We start from the raw sequence: 16,010 nt of genomic DNA, 5'->3' as shown, positions 1-16,010 counted from the left end.
GCCGCGAATGGGCCTTCACCAGTGCGTTTTCCGTCCGTAGCATCCGCCGTGTGTAGCCCCGCCGGCTTTCCGGTGGCCTTTGGCACGAATCCGGGAGAGATCAGATGGAGAAACGCTGCCCCTACGCCCTCGACACCACCGGCCGGGACATCCACGGCGAAGCCGACGGCCTGCGCAAGCAGGGCGCGGCGGTCCAGGTGGAGCTGCCCGGCGGCGTGGTCGTGTGGTCGCTGAACAGCTACGCCGAGATCAAGAAGGTGCTGACCGATTCGCGGGTGACCAAGAGCGCGCGCAACCACTGGCCCGCCTTCATCAACGGCGAGATCCCGCGTGACTGGGAGATGATCAGCTGGATCGCCATGGACAACATGGTGACCGCCTACGGCAAGGACCACGTGCGCCTGCGCCGCCTGGTCGGCAAGGCGTTCACCCGCCGCCGCACCGAGGCGATCAAGCCGCGCATCCACGAGCTGACCGAGATGCTGATCGGCGCGCTGGAGCAGGTGCCCGCCGGCCAGCAGGTCGACCTGCGCGAGGCGTTCGCCTACCCGCTGCCCGCGATGCTGGTCGCCGACCTGATCGGGATGGGCGAGGCGGCGCGGCAGAGCACCGCCAAGGTGATCGACATGATGGTGGACACCACCGTCACCCCGGAGCAGGCCCAGGCCATCCTCGGCGGCTGGCGCGGCGCGATGGCCGAGCTGATCGCGGAGAAGCGCGCGAACCCCGGCGAGGACATCACCAGCGACCTGATCGCCTCCCGCGACGAGGACGGCACGCGCCTGTCCGAGGACGAGCTGACCGACACCATCTTCGCCATCCTCGGTGCCGGTTCGGAGACCACGATCAACTTCTTCGACAACGCGATCACCGCGCTGCTGACCCACCGGGACCAGCTCGACCTGGTCACCAGCGGTCAGCTGGACTGGGACGCGGTGATCGACGAGACGCTGCGCGTGGAGTCGCCCCTGGCGCACCTGCCGCTGCGCTACGCCGTGGAGGACATCGAGCTGGACGGCGTCACCATCCCCAAGGGCGACGCGCTCCTGGTGAACTACAGCGCCATCGGCCGCGACCCCGCGGTGCACGGCGACAGCGCCGACGTCTTCGACATCACCCGTGAGGACAAGGACCACCTGTCGTTCGGCCTCGGCCCGCACTTCTGCCTCGGCGCCGGTATCGCCAGGGCGGTCGCCACCATCGGCCTGTCCACTTTGTTCGCCCGCTTCCCCGAGCTGGACCTGGCGGTGCCGCGCGAGGAGCTGCAGCCGCTGCCCACCTTCATCATGAACGGCCACCGCTCCCTCCCGGTGATCCTGAAGCCGGCCTGACGGCCCCATGCTGTGAATGTGGCTTTCACTGCGGATTCCGCAGTGAAAGCCACATTCACAGCACTCGTCTTTTCACCCACATAGGCAGGAAGGCACCACGAAGGCCCCCGCGCATCCCGTGCGCGGGGGCCTTCGTGGTCGGTGTTCAGTCTTCCGCGGTGAGCAGCTCGTACGGGTCCTCCATCTCGTACCAGCCCAGCCCCGGCGGGCACCGGTCGTACCCCAGCAGCCGCCGCACCTCCTCCGGGTAGGCGAGGACCATCTCCCGCGGCACGGCGAGGTACTGGTTCTCCTCCTGCCGGAGGTTCCCGAGGTCCAGCGCGATGGTCATCCCGGTACGCGGAGTCTCGGCCACGTTCTTCCCGCCGCCGTGGTAGACGCCGCCCAGCCAGATCAACGCCCCACCGGGCGCCATTTCCGTCGGGATGGCCTCGCTCGCCAGCGGGGCCCGCTCGTCGTCCCAGTGGTGGCTCCCCGGGATCACCAGCGTGCCACCGTTCTCCGCGGTGAACTCGCTCAGCGCCACCATGATCTGCACCCGGCTGGTCGGGCCGGGGTGCCGCCGCAGGTGCAGCGCGTCGTCGCGGTGCAGCGGCTGCTTGCCCTGCCCCGGGTGGATCTCGATCAACTGCGTACCGCTGATCTGGATGGTCGGCGTCATCTCCACGCGCGACCGGCCCAGCCAGATCGGCACCGGCTTCTGCATGATCCGCCGCGCCGCCCCGAGGTACAGCGGGTGCGTCACGATCGGCGTCAGTTCCTTGGTGCGCCCGAACAGCGAGGACACCCGGCGGGTGCGCGTGCCGTTGTACCAGTCCTCGCCGTACCCCTGTGCCTCCAGCGCCGGCCGGAAGTCGGCCAGCAGCGCCTCACGCGTGATGTCGTCGGCGAAGTCCTCGACGACGATCGCACCATCACGCTCGAGGATCTCTTCGACCTCGTCGAGGCTGTGGCCGGACCGGACGCGGACCAGTCCGCTCACCGGGCCGCCGCCTTCGCCGCCACGTCCTTGACCAGCACGGCCAGTGAGGGGTCCTCCTCGAAGATGTCACCGACCTCGATCTCCACGCCGATCTCGTCCTCGATCCGGGAAACCAGGCGCACCGCGGTGATCGAGTCGCCGTTGAGGTCGAAGAAGGTGGCCTCGCCCTTGCCGTCCGGCACGCTCAGCACCTCCTTCCAGATCTTCCCGACCGCCTGCTCGAGGTCCAGGTTGCTCGTCATCTCGCCCATCCTCCGGTTGTTCGTCGGCTAGATCTGGTCCAGCGGGGTGTCCGGCGCGCCGACGGTGTTCTTCAGCGTGCCGAGGAAGTTCGCGGCCAGCTCACGCATGCCGTCCGCGTCGTACAGATTGGTGTTGAAGCCGAGGGTGCCTGCCATCTCGCCCTCGAACTCCATGTCGATGTGCCACATCGAGCCGTCCGGGATGTCGCCGCCCGCGGCCTGGGGCAGCAGGCGGCGGCGGATTTCGGTGTAGGTGAACCCGCCCGCGTCACCGGCCGCGGCGAACGGCGAGCGGAACACCTGGAACGCGCACGGCGCGCCGTCGTCGGCCATGCCCGGCCCCATCAGCTGCGGGGCCTGGCCGGCGATCTCGCCGAACGGGATGTCCTGCGCGTAGGCGCGCAGGCAGGTGCGCCGGGTCCGGCTCACCACGTCGGCGAAGGTCTCGCAGCCGCTGAGGTCGGTGCGCAGCGGGAGGTAGTTGAAGAAGGCGCCGACGGTGTCGTGGAAGGCGGCCTCGCCACGACCGGAGGTGAAGGTCATCACCACCACGTCGGTTTCGCCGGTCAGCTTGTGCAGGAAGGCGTTGTACGCCGCGAGCAGCACCATGAACGGCGAGCTGCGGGTGGCCTTCGCGGTGCTCAGCAGCGCCGCGCCGAGGTCCTCGGCGATGGAGAACCGGTGCCAGGAGGTGGTCTTGTCCCGGCCTTCCGAGCGCGCGAAGTGCGTCTTCAGCGGCAGGATCTGGGCGCCTTCCAGTTCCTTGGCCCAGAACTCGCGCGACTTCGCGGCCGACTCGGAGGTCAGCTTCTCCTTCTCCCACACCGAGTACTCGGGGTACTGGCGGGCTTCGGGCAGCCCGTGCGGGCGGTTCTCCAGCCGGCCGGCGTAGAGCGCGGCGAGGTCGCGCATGATCAGCGGCATCGACCACTCGTCGGCCGCGGTGTGGTGCACGATCAGCACGAGCACCGCGTCGGTCGCGTCGAACCGGCCGAGGAACGCCCGGATCAGCGGCAGTTCCACCGCGCCGTACGAACCCGACTCGATCTCGCCGATGAACTGCTCGGCGCGCAGCTGGCGGTCACCCACCGGGAGGTCGCCCAGCTCGCGCACGGTCAGCGGGACCCGGCTCGGCGGCAGCACCTTCTGGTACTTCTCATCGCGGATGATCAGCGTGCGCAGGGCTTCGTGGCGCTCCACCACATCGTCCAAAGCGGACTGGAGCACGCCCTCGTCGACGGTGCCGTCGATCCGCACGCCGAAGATGATGTTGTACTTCGGGCCGAACGGCCCCGCCTCGTCGCCCTGGTCCCACATGCACAGGAACTCCTGGTTGAGCGACAGCGGGATCCGGTCCTGTGCAGTGCTCATGTTCTCCCGCACCCTTCTGGTGATTCATCCGGCGGAATCGGATCGTATCGAGCCGCGAACCGGCCGCGCTTCTCCCGAATTGCCTGGCCGGTGCGGCAATCGAGAAGACTCCGCTCGCCGCTGGGAATGCGACCATCGGGAGGATTGTCGGGTGATTCTCGGCCAATTTTTTTCTAGGAGGAAATACTGATGACGACGATCGATCTTCCGACGCGGGAGCAACTTGTTCGTCGCGCGTCCGAGCTTTCGCCGCTGATCAAGAAGCACGCGGCCTGGGCCGAGGAGAACCGGCGCATCCACGACGAGTCGATCGAGGCGCTGGCCGACGCCGGCGTGTTCAAGCTCCGCGTGCCGAAGCGCTACGGCGGCTACGAAGCCGACACGCGCACCCTGGTCGACGTGGCCACCGAGCTCGGCCGCGCCGACGCCTCCACCTCGTGGACCGCGTCCGTCTACTGGATCCCCACCTGGATGGCCTGCACCTTCCCGGACGAGGTCCAGGACGAGGTGTTCTCCACTCCTGACGTGCGCATCTGCGGCACGCTCAGCCCGTCCGCGATGGCCGCACCGGTCGACGGCGGCATCGTGGTCAACGGCAAGTGGAGCTTCATCAGCGGTGCGCACCACGCGCACTGGCAGGAGATCATCGCCGTGCTGATCGCGCCCGACCAGCAGCCGGTGCCGGTGATGGCGCTGGTGCCGATGTCCGAGCTGACCATCGTCGACGACTGGCACACCTCGGGCCTCAAGGGCACCGGCAGCGTCAGCACCGTGGCGCAGGACCTCTTCGTGCCCTCGGCCCGGGTCATCCCGCTGCCGCTGGTGCTGCAGGGCCAGTACGCGTCGCAGCTGAACGCGAACTCGCCGATCTACCGCAACGCGCTGCTGCCGGTGGCGTCCGCGTCCTCGATCGGCACCGTGGTCGGTGTCGCGCAGGCCGCGAAGGAGGCGTTCTTCGAGCGCGTCGGCAAGCGGAAGATCACCTACACCGCCTACGAGAACCAGGCCGAGGCGCCGATCACCCACTTCCAGGCGGCCGAGGGCACGCTGAAGGTCGATCAGATCGGCTTCCACGCCCAGCGGCTGACGTCGCTGGTGGACGGCAAGGGCGAGCAGGGCGCCGAGTGGAAGCTCGAGGAGCGCGCCCAGGCCCGCGCCGACATGGGCGCCGTGGTCAAGCTGGCCAAGGAGGCGGTGGACATCTTCGCCACCGCCAGCGGTGGTTCGTCGATCTACAGCGACGTGCCGATCCAGCGGATCTCGCGGGACATCCAGGCGGTCAACCTGCACGCGCTGATGCACCCCAACACCAACAACGAGCTGTACGGGCGGGTCCTGTGCGGGCTCGAGCCGAACACCCTGTACATCTGAGCCGAGGGAGACACCGGAGATGACCACTGCCGCAGTCCGGACCACCCCGTCCGCCGGGGACCAGGCCGCCGTCGCGCACATCCCCCAGCGCATCATCGCGGCCTGGGCCGCGCACGACGCCGACGCCTTCGCCGACGTGTTCACCGAGAACGGCACGATGATCCTGCCGGGGCTGTTCCGCAAGAGCAAGGACGAGATCCGCGCGTTCATGGCCGGCGCGTTCTCGGGGCCGTACAAGGGCACCCGGGTCACCGGGCAGCCGATCAGCATCGAGTTCTTCAGCGCGGAGGCTGGTGTCCTCATCACGCAGGGCGGGGTGATGCACGGGTCCGAGACGGAGGTTTCGGACGAGCGTGCGATCCGCGCGTCGTGGGTCGTGGTGAAGGAGGAGGGCCAGTGGAAGCTGGCCGCGTATCAGAACAGCCCGCGGGGGTAGTGCGGGTGATCGGGGCCCCCAACCCGGTCTTTTAGTGTGACTACGGCGAAGGCCCCCAAGTCAAGGCGGGAAAGATGCCTTGACTTGGGGGCCTTCGCCGTGTTTTTGGCTGGGGACCGGGATGGGGGAGGTCAGGTTGGGGTGGTTGGTCCCGTTTCGTTGCCGGCCGCCGGTTTGGTGCCGGATTGCGGCCGGCTGCCGGTGCGTGGGCCTGAAAAAAAGGGCTCCCGAGGGGGTTGCCTCGGGAGCCCTTGTTGTTGTGGTGCTAGCCGTTCAGGATGTTGCCTCGGAATTGGCGGAGGTCGTTGAACGAGGAGAGGTCGGGGACCGTCCAGCCGTTCAGGTCGTACTCCGACATGCACTGGTCGACGAAGGCCTTGTAACCCTCGACCTCACCGCTGGCCAGCTGCGCGTTGAGCAGTTCCACCCGGGTGTTCTCGTGGTTCCCCGCGTAGTTGCGCTCGTACAGCTCGTGCCGCCCGCCGAACTCGGTGCCGACGGCGTCCCACAGGAGCTTCATCACCTTCATCCGCTCGACCGAATCCACGCCCTCCGAACCGCGGACGTACTTGTCCAGGTACGGCCGGATCTCCGGGTTCGCGAAGTCCTCGGCGCTCGAGTTCGAGTAGATCAAGCCGCTGGCCACGTCCTGCATCACGATCTCGCGCACCCGCGGGTACCCGATCTGCATGAACCACCGGTACGCCTGGCCGTACGCCGGGTTGGGCAGCACGGCACCGTTCTTCCACGCCACCGGGTTGCGGGCCGAGGCATCCGACAGGCCCCAGAACAGGTTGCGCCAGGCGAGAACCTCGCCCAGCCTGCTCTGCACCCCGCGGAAGTCCTTGGTGCCGGTGATCTCCAGCGCCTTCGCCAGCAGGCCGGCGATGAACTCCAGCTTCACCGCCAGCCGCGTGCAGCCGTGGAAGGTGAAGCGCTCGGGGAAACCGGACCGCCCGGTGAACAGCTGGACCTTCCCGATGTGCCCGTAGATGAACACGTTCTCCCACGGGATCAGCACCTTGTCCAGCACCAGGATGGTGTCGTTCTCGTCCAACCTGGACGACAGCGGGTGGTCGAACGGGCTGCCCATCACGGCCGAGGTGGCCGTGTAGGACGGGCGGCAGATCAGCTTCATGCCCGGTGCGCCCATCGGCACCGTGGCGACCAGCGCGAACTCCTTCTTCTTGATCGGCAGGCCGTAGTGGGCGATGAAGTTGTAGTGCGTCAGCGCCGACCCGGTGGCCACCACCTTCGCCCCGCTGACCACCAGGCCCGAGTCGGTCTCCTTCTCCACGTGGATGAAGACGTCCTCGACCTCGTCCGGTGGCCGGTTCCGGTCCACCGGCGGGTGCACGATGGCGTGGTTCCAGTAGAGCACCTTCTCCTGCGACTCCCGGTACCACCGCCGCGCGTTGTCCTCGAACGGCGCGTAGAAGTCCGCGTTCGCCCCGAGGGTGCCCAGGAACGACGCCTTGTAGTCGGGGCTGCGGCCCATCCAGCCGTAGCTCAGCCTCGACCAAGCCGCGATCGCCTGCTGGTCGGCGACCAGGTCCTCGGCGCTGTGCGGGGTGGTGAAGAACCGGTGGGTGTACCCGTCGGACCCGGTGTCGGTCGGCGCGGTGAGCACGTCCCGCTGGGCGGGGTCGTGCAGCGCGTCGTAGAGCCGCGCGGTCATCCGGATCGGGTTGCGGAACGCCGGGTGCGTGGTCACATCCTTGACCCGGTCGCCGTAGATGTAGATCTCCCGGTCGTCCTTCAGGCTTTCGACGTACTCGTCACCGGTGAACGGGCGCGTCTTCCGCACCCCGTTCTGCTCGTCCGTCATCGGACTCTCCCTTGTGGATTCGCTCAGCGCAGTTCGACGCCGCTTTGCCGCGCCGCGTCGAGGAACTCGCCGCGCGAGATGGCCGCGGCCACGGCCTCGATGTCGTCGCTCATGAAGCGGTCGCGGTCCAGCGTGGGCACCAGCGAGCGCACCATGTCGTAGGTCGCCTTGGAGACCGGGCTCAGCCCTTCGTAGCGCCCGGACAGGTCCACCGCCTGCGCCGCGGCCAGGAACTCCACGGCCAGGATGTAGTTGACGTTGCCGGAGACCTTGCGCGCGTTGCGGGCGGCGATCAGGCCCATGCTGACCACGTCCTGGTTGTCGCCGTTGGACGGCACGCTCTGGATGCTGGCCGGGCCGATCGTCCGGTTCTCCGCGACCAGCGCGGTGGCCGGGTACTGCGCGCCGGCGAAACCGCTGTTCAGGCCCGGGTCACCGGCCACGAGGAACTCGGGCAGGCCCTCGCTGAGGTAGCGGTTGAGCAGCCGGTTCGTGCGCCGCTCGGAGAACACGCCCAGCTGGGTCAGGCCCAGGTTGACGAAGTCCAGCGCGAAGGCGATCGGCTGGCCGTGGAAGTTCGCCCCGTGGAAGATCTCCTGGCCCTCGAAGAACAACGGGTTGTCGTTGCTGGAGTTCAGCTCGGTGGTCAGCTTCTCCTGGGCGTGGTAGATCGTGTCGCGGACCGCGCCGACCACCTGCGGGATGGCGCGCAGCGTGTACGCCTTCTGCAGGTACACCTCGGTCTTGGTGACACCGGTCTCGTCGCGGGCGGCCTCGGCCTGGCGGCGCAGTTCGGCGTGCTCCAGCGCGAGCGCGGTGCCCTCCATCAGCGCGCGCATGTTGAACGCGGTGTCGATCTGGCCGCGGTGCGGGCGCGCGATGTCGTGGCCCTCGGCCAGGAACGGGCTGGTGGAGGCCTGCAGGGTCTCCAGCACCAGCGCGGTGACGATCTCCGCCTGCCGCACCTGGTCCAGCGCGCGGCCGACCACCAGCGAGCCGAGCCCGGTCATCGCCGAGGTGCCGTTGATCATCGCCAGGCCCTCTTTGAACCGCAGTTCGAGCGGCTTGATGCCGTGCGCCCGGAGCACCGGGCCGGTCTCCACCCGCTGGCCGTCCTTGAGCAGGTAGCCCTCGCCGATCAGGGTGATCGCGATGTGCGAGAGCGGCGCGAGGTCACCGGAGGCACCCAGCGAGCCGATCTCCGGGATGGCCGGGGTGATGCCGAGGTTCAGGTACAGCGCGAGCCGGTCGAGCAACTCGGGCCGCACCGCGGAGTAGCCCTTCGCCAGCGCGTTGAGCCGGGCGGCGAGCATCGCGCGCGACTCCTCCTCGGAGAACAGCGGGCCCACCCCGGAGCTGTGGCTGCGCACCAGGTTGGTCTGCAGCTCCACCTCCTTCGAGACGTCCACCTGCATGTAGATCATCTCGCCGTAGCCGGTGGTGACCCCGTACACCGGCGCGCCCTGGTTGACCGTCTCCTCGAAGATCTTGCGACTGGTCGCGGCCTTGGCCATGGACTCCGGCGCCACCGTGCACTTCACCTCGCGCGCGGCGACCCGGCGGACACCGGCGATGTCGAGGCTTTCGCCGTCGAAGGTAACCGGCATCTCGGCATCGACCACAGAATCAGTCACGTTCCTCACTCCTTGTCTTCGAAAGTGCACAGCACGGACAAACCGGCCGGGGTCGGATCGGCGAAGTAGTCCACAAGGGACAGTTCGGCTCCCAGCCGTTCGCGGATCAGGTGCAGCAGCCGGGGCAACTGCACCGAATGCCCGCCCACGGCGAAGAACGTGTCGTCCGCGGCGACCTCGGCCGAGCCGGTCAGCTCGGCGAAGATCGCCGCGATGGTGCGCTGCACCGGGCCGTCGGGCTCGGTGCGCACCGCCGTGGCAGCGGGTTCCGGCGACGGCAGCCGCCGCCGGTCGATCTTGCCGCCAACGTTGCGCGGCAGGGAATCCACGGTCTGGTAGGTCAGCGGCAGCAGCGTCTTGCCGAACCGCCGCATGAGGTGCCGGCGCCACTCCGTGACCGGTGCCTCGCCGGCCTCGGCGAGCACCACGTACGCCAGCAGCTGCGAAACCAGGCCGTCCGCACCGGGCACGCCGATCACCGCGCAGTCGGCGATCGACGGGTGCGCGGCCAGCGCGGCCTCCACCTCGCCCAGTTCCATCCGCATGCCCAGCACCTTCACCTGGGAGTCGGCGCGGCCGCGGAACTCGAGCACGCCGTCGTGGCGGAAGCGCCCGAGGTCGCCGGTGCGGTAACAGGCACCGCCCGCCACCCCGAGCTCCGGCCGGGCCCGCAGCGGCTCGAAGGCGTTCGTGGTGACGTCGCCCAGGTAACCGGGGGTCAGGTAGGGGCTGCGCAGCACCACGTTGCCGGTCACCCCGGCCGGGCACGGGCGGTCCTCCCCGTCGACCACCAGCACCTGGCGGCCGGGGATGGGCCGCCCGATGGGCGCGACCCCGTGCAGCTTGACCGAGACCTCGTACCAGGTGGCCAGGATCGACTCGGTCGGCCCGTACAGGTTCACCAGGCGAGCCGACGGCAGCGCGGCACGCAGGCCGTTGGCCAGCTCGGCGGGCAGCGCCTCCCCGGCCAGCAGCACGTGGGTCAGCGCGGGCAGCCGCTCACCGGTGCGCTCCAGCACACCGAGCACCTCGCGGGCGAAGCTGGGCACGGTCTGGAAGTGCGTGATGCCCTCGGCGGCCAGCCACGCGGTCAGCTTCTCCGGGTTCGCGCGGATGCGCTCGGGAACCGGGTGCAGGGTCGCGCCGCTGACCAACGCGGCGAAGGTCTCGCAGAGCGCGGCGTCGTACCCCGGGGCCGCCCACTGGGCGAGCCTGGCACCTTCGCCGAGGCGGAACTCGGTGGCGAACCAGCCGGTGAACTGCGCGAGCGCGGCGTGGTCCTGCGTGATGCCCTTCGGCCGTCCGGTGGAGCCGGAAGTGTAGGCCACGTAAGCGAGATCGGTGAGCGCGACGGCCGTCGGCCGCGGCTTCGCGGGTTCGACGGCGTTGATGTCGACCACGGTGCCGTCGAGCTCTTCCCGGTACCACTGCACGATCTTGTCGTCGTCCGCCGCGTTCTCCACCAGCAGCGCCACGGGTTTGAGGTCGGCGAGCACCGACCGCGCCCGCTCCCCCGAATCGCTGGCCGCCAGGCAGACCACGTGCGCCCCGGCGGTGAACGCGCCGAGCACGGCCGCCGCCTGGCCGGCGCCGCTCGCCATCCGGACCGCGACCGGGCCGGTCGGCAGCACCGCGGCGATGGAATCGGCACGCGCCAGCAGTTCCTCGTAGGAAACCCCGGGCAGCGCTTCGCCGCGGTGCCGCCGGACCAACTCGGCGACGGTGGCGGTGACCGGCGCGGTCGCCTCGATCCGGTCGGCGGCGACCACCGCGGTCTTGAGCCGGACCGGGGTGTCCAGCGGCAGGTGCGCCACCGGCAGGTCGGGACTGGCCAGTGCCGTCTCGACCACGGTGCGCAGCTGCACCGCGACGAACCGGGCGATGCGGGCGTCGATCATCACGGCGCGGGACCGGAAACCGCCGCTGATCTCCGGCTTCACCTCGTCGATGAGCAGGGCGAGGTCGACCTCGGACCACTGCGGGTCGACGCGCTCGCGACGCACGGTGCACCCGCGCAACCGCAACGCCGGGTCCTTGACGTCCACCCCGCGCAGCAGCCCGTCGGACTCCACAATGGACTCGTGCTCGCGGTAGACGAAACCCGCGTCGAAGAACGGGCTGTGGCGCGGGTCGCGGGGCGGGTTGACCGCGGCGGCCAGCTGCCCCTCGGTCGGGCCGCCGTGCGCGGCCGTGTCCCGCAGCTGGATGCGCACCCGGTTGAGCACCTCGCGGAAGGTCGGCCGGCCACCGAAGGCGACGGTGAGCACCAGCTGCGAGTCGAACGGGCCGACCGCGCGGTCGAAGGCCGACCACGGCCGGGACCGCACCGGCAGGCCGACCGGGATCCGGTCCGCGCCGCCGAAGCGGTGCAGCAGGCAGGTGAACGCGGTCAGCAGCACGGCCGCCGGGTCCACGCCCTGCTCGCGGGCGAACTGCCCCAGCGTGGTCGCCAGTTCCGCGCCCCAGTTGAACCGCACGACGCCGCCGGCGGTGGACAGCCCGGCCGGGCGGTCGCGGTGCAGCGGCAGGGTCAGCGCGGGCGGCGCCGGGGTGAGTTCCCCGCGCCACCAGTCCAGCATGCGCGCGTGCTCGGCCGAGCCCTCGCGTTCCCGTTGCCAGCGCGCGAATTCGTCGTACTGGAGCAGCGGTGCGCGCAACGCCTCGGCGGGCGCGCGGCCGTTCACCGCGGCGGTGTAGCACCGGGACAGCTCGTCGAGCATGATCACCATCGACGACTCGTCCGCCACCGCGCGGTGCGCCACGAGCACCACCACGTACTCGTCGGGCGCGGTGCCCGCCACGGTGAGCCGGGCGAGCGGTCCCTCGGCGAGCCACATCGGCTCACCGATGATGTCCGCGCACAGCTCGTCCTCGGCGTCCTCCGCGTCCTCCACCACGCCCATGTCCACAAAGGACTTGGCTGCCTGGTCGACCGGGGCGATGTGCTGCACCGGCCGCCCGCCGACCTCGGTGATGGTGGCGCGCAGCACGTCGTGCCTGCGCACCACCTCCTGCCAGGCCTGGCCCAGCAGCGCGACGTCCAGCGCCCCGCTGACCCGGTAGGCCCGGCTGCGCACGGCGGTGGCCGAACCGGGGTCCAGCCGGTCGGCGAACCACGCTTCGTCCTGCCGAACAGAGGTGACGGCGGGGCCGCCCTGTGTCTCCGATGTCTCCGACACCGCTTCCTCCGTCCTCCGGGAGTGCCACGAATGTGGCTTTCGAGACGTTTGGCGTCTCGAAAGCCACCTTCGTGACACTCGATCCGCCGCGCGCGGGCGGCGTCAGGCCGCCTTTTTCTCCTCGGTCGCCGTGCTCTGCGGCAGCGCGGTCACCTTCTTGGGCGCCGCCGCGCTGCGCGGCACGGCCTGGTTCTTCTTGCCGAACAGCACCGCCTTGATGATCTTGAACAGGATCTTCGGCTGCATCAGCGTTTCCGGCTTGGCCACCATGCCGGCGGTCTTCATGTACGCGGCCGCCACGTCCCCGTCGCGCGAGGCGGCGGTCTGGGTCAGCGACAGGAAGAACTGCTGCACCTTCAGCGCGAAGGTGCGCTCGCCCTCGACCCCGGGGAAGCTCAGGTCGACCGTGTTGGTCATCTCCCACGGCGGATCGATCACGTCGCGCGCCAGGTCGGCGAAGTACATCTTCGGGTCGGGGGTGGCACCGCTGTGCAGGTGACCGCGGATGGTCAGCGCGGACAGCGCGGACACCGTCATGCCCTGCGCGTACACCGGGTTGAAGCAGGTCACCGCGTCACCGACGACGAGCAGGCCGTCCGGGAAGCGGTCCATCTTCTCGTACCGGCGGCGCAGCGTGGTCGGGAAGCGGAAGGCGGTCGGCTCGTCCAGGATCTCCGCGGTCTTCACCGCGTTGTAGATGTCCTGCGTGGCCAGGGTCTTCAGCCACTCGAACAGGCCGGCCTGGTCGGTGGGCGGGTGGTCGCCGAGCAGGCCGTAGGTGGTCAGCTCGACCCGGCCGCCGTCGGTCTTGGTGAAGATCGCGCCACGCGGCAGGTCGGCCGAGGCGACCGGGTTGATCGACAGGTCGCCGTGGTAGACCTCTTCGGTGAGGCGGTAGTGCTGGGTGACGTAGCCGAGGCCGATCTTCTTGCGCTCCTCCTCGACCCGGCCGTAACCCAGTTCCTCCAGCCAGATCGGGGTGCGCGAACCGCGGCCGGTGGCGTCGATGACCAGGTCGGCGTTCAGCACCTTCTCCGCGGCCTTGGTGCCGATGCGCTGCACCTTGACCCCGGTCACGCGGCGCTTGTCCTCGCTGGTGACCAGGCCGAGGATGTCGTGCTTCTCGACGAAGGTGATGTTCTCCAGCGCGTTGGTCCGCCGGCGGATGTGCTTCTCCAGCATCGGGCGGCTGGCCGCGACGCAGGTCAGCCCGGCGTCCTGCTGCTTGATCGGCTTGCCCTTGAAGTACCAGCGCACGTCGCCGGCCAGGTCGCCGGTGGGCACGCCGTCGGCGAAGATCTCCTCGGTGATGCCGGGGAACATCTCCTCCATCGCCAGCTGACCGCGGGCGAGCAGGCCGTTGATGTGCTTGCCCTGCGGGCAGGACCGCCGCGGCCCGTCGACGCCGATGAGCGCGTCGCGGTCCACGATGAGCACCTCGTCGTAGGCATCGGCGAGCACCCGGGCGGCGAACAGCCCCGCGATGCTCCCACCGAGCACCACCGCGCGTGTTTTGGTCACGTCGGCCATAACGGTTGTCTCCTCGAAATCCGCAGATAGTGATCAGGTGCCGACGAATTCCGGCGAACCATCGATCTTCACCACGACATCGTCACGCGCGGCGGTCGTGACGCGCATCTCCTGGAATGCGGCCTCCACCTGTTCTTCTCCGTCATTGCGGGACCGCGTTCCACCGCCCCGCAAACGACTTCCGCTGTCGTACGCTGATTTTCGGCGGTGGAGAGAATTCCCTTTCGAGACGAGCGAGGAGCGCGGGCGCATGTGCGGAATCGCGGGATCGGTCGCCCTGCCCCACGCCCGGCCGATCGCGGCCGCCGAGCTGGGCCGGATGACCGCCGAACTGGTGCACCGCGGTCCGGACGAGGACGGGTTCTGGCTCGACGGCCCGGCCGCGCTGGGCTTCCGCAGGCTGAGCATCATCGACCTCGGCGGCGGCAGCCAGCCGATGTTCAGCGAGGACGGCGAAGTCGCGCTGGTCTGCAACGGGGAGATCTTCAACCACCGCGAGCTGCGGGCGGAACTGGAGGCCAAGGGCCACCGCTTCCGCACCAACTGCGACGTGGAGGTCGTCGTCCACCTGTACGAGGAAGAGGGACCGGACCTGCTGCACCGGCTCAACGGCCAGTTCGCCTTCGCCCTCTACGACCGCCGCGAGCGCCAGTTGTTCCTGGCCCGCGACCACGCCGGCATCGCGCCGCTGTTCTACACCAGGACGAACGACCACTTCGTGTTCGGCTCGGAGATCAAGGCGATCCTGGAACACCCCGGCGTTCCCCGCGCGGTCGACCTGACCGGACTCGACCAGGTGCTCACCTTTCCCGGTCTGGTCAGCCCCCGCACCATGTTCCGCGGCGTGTCCAGCCTGCCCGGCGGCCACTACCTCCTGGTGCGCGACGGCGAAGTGCGCGAGAAGCGTTACTGGGACCTGGATTTCCCGGTGGAGGAAGGCCAGTCGCAGCCGGACGAGTACTACGTCGAAACGCTGCGCGAACTGCTGACCACTTCGGTGCGCCGCCGGTTGCAGGCCGATGTCGGCGTCGGTTTCTACCTCAGCGGCGGGCTCGACTCCTCGTTGATCGGCGCACTGGTCGGCGAGGCCGTGCGTGACCCGCACTCGTTCTCGATCACCTTCCCCGAAGCGGATATCGACGAATCCGGGCACCAGCGGCTGATGGCGGGCAAGATCGGCTCGATCCACCACGAGGCCCCGTTCTCCGACGACGACATCGCCACCGAGCTGCGCCGGATGGTGGTGCACGCGGAAACCCCGGTGAAGGAGAGCTACAACACCTGCTCGATGGTGTTGTCCGCGCTGGCGCGCGAGCACGGCGTCAAGGTGATCCTGACCGGCGAGGGCGCGGACGAGCTGTTCGGCGGTTACGTCGGCTACCGGTTCGACGGCCGGCGCGGCAACGGGCGCACCGGCGACCCGCTCGAGGACGCGCTCGAAGACGGTCTGCGCCAACGGCTCTGGGGTGACGCGGACCTGTTCTACGAGCGCCAGTACCACGCCTGGCGGCAGTCCAAGATGGACATCTTCAGCGAGGAGCTCCAGGCCTCCTTCGCCGAGTTCGACTGCCTGGCCGCGCCGGTGGTCGACCCGGCGATGCTGGCCGGGCGGCCGCGGCTGAGCCAGCGGTCCTATTTGGACTTCAAACTGCGGATGTCGGACCACCTGCTCTCCGACCACGGCGACCGGATGGCGCTGGCCAACTCGATCGAGGCGCGGTACCCGTTCCTGGACCGCGACGTGGTCGAGTTCGCCCGCACCGTGCCCGCGCACCTCAAGGTGCACCGGCTCGGCGAGAAGTTCGTGGTCAAGCAGGCCGCGCAGGGCCTGGTGCCGCCGGAGATCATCAACCGGGAGAAGTACGGGTTCCGCGCGCCGGGCAGCCCCGGGCTGCTGCGCCGGAACCTGGACTGGGTGCAGGACCTGCTCTCGCACGACCGGATCAAGCGCCAGGGCTACTTCGACCCGCACGTCGTCGACCACCTCAAGGCGCGCTACCTGCGCGAAGGCTTCGACGTCCACCCGCATTTCGACGACGACCTGCTGCTCGTCGTGCTGACGTTCGGCATCTTGCTCGACGAGTTCGGGCTTAGCTGAAGGAGACG

At 69.3% G+C, this 16,010-nt stretch carries 11 protein-coding genes; 4 read left to right on the top strand and 7 right to left on the bottom strand.

Features of this window, described 5'->3' with window-relative positions:
- Positions 1–104: 104 nt before the first annotated feature.
- Positions 105–1,331 carry a cytochrome P450 gene (locus JYK18_RS19090; protein ID WP_206803322.1) on the top strand — a complete coding sequence of 409 codons (1,227 nt, stop codon included), beginning with the start codon at positions 105–107 and terminating at the stop codon, positions 1,329–1,331.
- Between the two features lie 145 nt (positions 1,332–1,476).
- On the opposite strand, the gene JYK18_RS19085 is transcribed toward JYK18_RS19090, so the two are convergent.
- From JYK18_RS19085 to JYK18_RS19075, 3 genes are read right to left on the bottom strand one after another with little or no spacing between them, the layout of a single operon-like run.
- Positions 1,477–2,313 carry a phytanoyl-CoA dioxygenase family protein gene (locus tag JYK18_RS19085; RefSeq protein WP_206803321.1) on the bottom strand — a complete coding sequence of 279 codons (837 nt, stop codon included), beginning with the start codon at positions 2,311–2,313 and terminating at the stop codon, positions 1,477–1,479.
- Positions 2,310–2,555 carry a phosphopantetheine-binding protein gene (locus JYK18_RS19080; RefSeq protein WP_206803320.1) on the bottom strand — a complete coding sequence of 82 codons (246 nt, stop codon included), beginning with the start codon at positions 2,553–2,555 and terminating at the stop codon, positions 2,310–2,312. The genes JYK18_RS19085 and JYK18_RS19080 overlap by 4 nt, the downstream gene beginning before the upstream one ends.
- A gap of 27 nt (positions 2,556–2,582) precedes the next feature.
- Positions 2,583–3,926, bottom strand: a complete 1,344-nt coding sequence (locus JYK18_RS19075) for a condensation domain-containing protein (protein ID WP_206803319.1) — start codon at positions 3,924–3,926, stop codon at positions 2,583–2,585.
- Between the two features lie 189 nt (positions 3,927–4,115).
- On the opposite strand from JYK18_RS19075, the gene JYK18_RS19070 reads away from it, so the two are divergent.
- The gene (locus tag JYK18_RS19070) at positions 4,116–5,297 is read left to right on the top strand and encodes an acyl-CoA dehydrogenase family protein (protein ID WP_206803318.1); all 1,182 of its coding nucleotides are present in this window, start codon (positions 4,116–4,118) and stop codon (positions 5,295–5,297) included.
- A 19-nt stretch (positions 5,298–5,316) separates the two neighbouring features.
- The gene (locus JYK18_RS19065) at positions 5,317–5,733 is read left to right on the top strand and encodes an SgcJ/EcaC family oxidoreductase (protein ID WP_206803317.1); all 417 of its coding nucleotides are present in this window, start codon (positions 5,317–5,319) and stop codon (positions 5,731–5,733) included.
- Between the two features lie 265 nt (positions 5,734–5,998).
- Here JYK18_RS19065 and JYK18_RS19060 read toward each other — a convergent pair whose 3' ends face one another.
- The 4 genes from JYK18_RS19060 to JYK18_RS19045 all read right to left on the bottom strand — a co-directional run bounded on the left by JYK18_RS19060 (position 5,999) and on the right by JYK18_RS19045 (position 13,904).
- A complete protein-coding gene (locus JYK18_RS19060) occupies positions 5,999–7,561 on the bottom strand; it encodes a 4-hydroxyphenylacetate 3-hydroxylase family protein (protein ID WP_206803316.1) in 1,563 nt (520 codons plus the stop codon).
- 23 nt (positions 7,562–7,584) lie between these two features.
- Entirely contained in the window at positions 7,585–9,195 is a 1,611-nt protein-coding gene (cmdF, locus tag JYK18_RS19055; protein WP_307795952.1) for a tyrosine 2,3-aminomutase, read from the bottom strand.
- A gap of 5 nt (positions 9,196–9,200) precedes the next feature.
- Positions 9,201–12,374, bottom strand: a complete 3,174-nt coding sequence (locus JYK18_RS19050) for an AMP-binding protein (RefSeq protein ID WP_206803315.1) — start codon at positions 12,372–12,374, stop codon at positions 9,201–9,203.
- A gap of 102 nt (positions 12,375–12,476) precedes the next feature.
- Positions 12,477–13,904, bottom strand: coding sequence for an NAD(P)/FAD-dependent oxidoreductase (locus tag JYK18_RS19045; protein WP_206803314.1), 1,428 nt, complete (start codon positions 13,902–13,904; stop codon positions 12,477–12,479).
- Positions 13,905–14,154: 250 nt separating this feature from the next.
- Between JYK18_RS19045 and asnB the strand changes: the two genes are divergently transcribed.
- Positions 14,155–16,002, top strand: a complete 1,848-nt coding sequence (gene asnB, locus JYK18_RS19040) for an asparagine synthase (glutamine-hydrolyzing) (RefSeq protein WP_206803313.1) — start codon at positions 14,155–14,157, stop codon at positions 16,000–16,002.
- The last annotated feature ends 8 nt before the right edge of the window (positions 16,003–16,010 follow it).

Source organism: Amycolatopsis sp. 195334CR (assembly GCF_017309385.1).
Classification (GTDB): Bacteria; Actinomycetota; Actinomycetes; order Mycobacteriales; family Pseudonocardiaceae; genus Amycolatopsis.
The sequence above is the reverse complement of the archived record's forward strand: the minus strand, read 5'-3'. Positions and strand labels throughout refer to the sequence as shown.

Bases quoted from the DNA above. Each gene is read 5' to 3' on its own strand.
- JYK18_RS19090 (WP_206803322.1), top strand. From the start codon at position 105: ATGGAGAAACGCTGCCCCTACGCCCTCGACACCACCGGCCGGGACATC.
- JYK18_RS19080 (WP_206803320.1), bottom strand. From the start codon at position 2,555: ATGACGAGCAACCTGGACCTCGAGCAGGCGGTCGGGAAGATCTGGAAG.
- JYK18_RS19075 (WP_206803319.1), bottom strand. From the start codon at position 3,926: ATGAGCACTGCACAGGACCGGATCCCGCTGTCGCTCAACCAGGAGTTC.
- JYK18_RS19070 (WP_206803318.1), top strand. From the start codon at position 4,116: ATGACGACGATCGATCTTCCGACGCGGGAGCAACTTGTTCGTCGCGCG.
- JYK18_RS19065 (WP_206803317.1), top strand. From the start codon at position 5,317: ATGACCACTGCCGCAGTCCGGACCACCCCGTCCGCCGGGGACCAGGCC.
- JYK18_RS19060 (WP_206803316.1), bottom strand. From the start codon at position 7,561: ATGACGGACGAGCAGAACGGGGTGCGGAAGACGCGCCCGTTCACCGGT.
- JYK18_RS19045 (WP_206803314.1), bottom strand. From the start codon at position 13,904: ATGGCCGACGTGACCAAAACACGCGCGGTGGTGCTCGGTGGGAGCATC.
- asnB (WP_206803313.1), top strand. From the start codon at position 14,155: ATGTGCGGAATCGCGGGATCGGTCGCCCTGCCCCACGCCCGGCCGATC.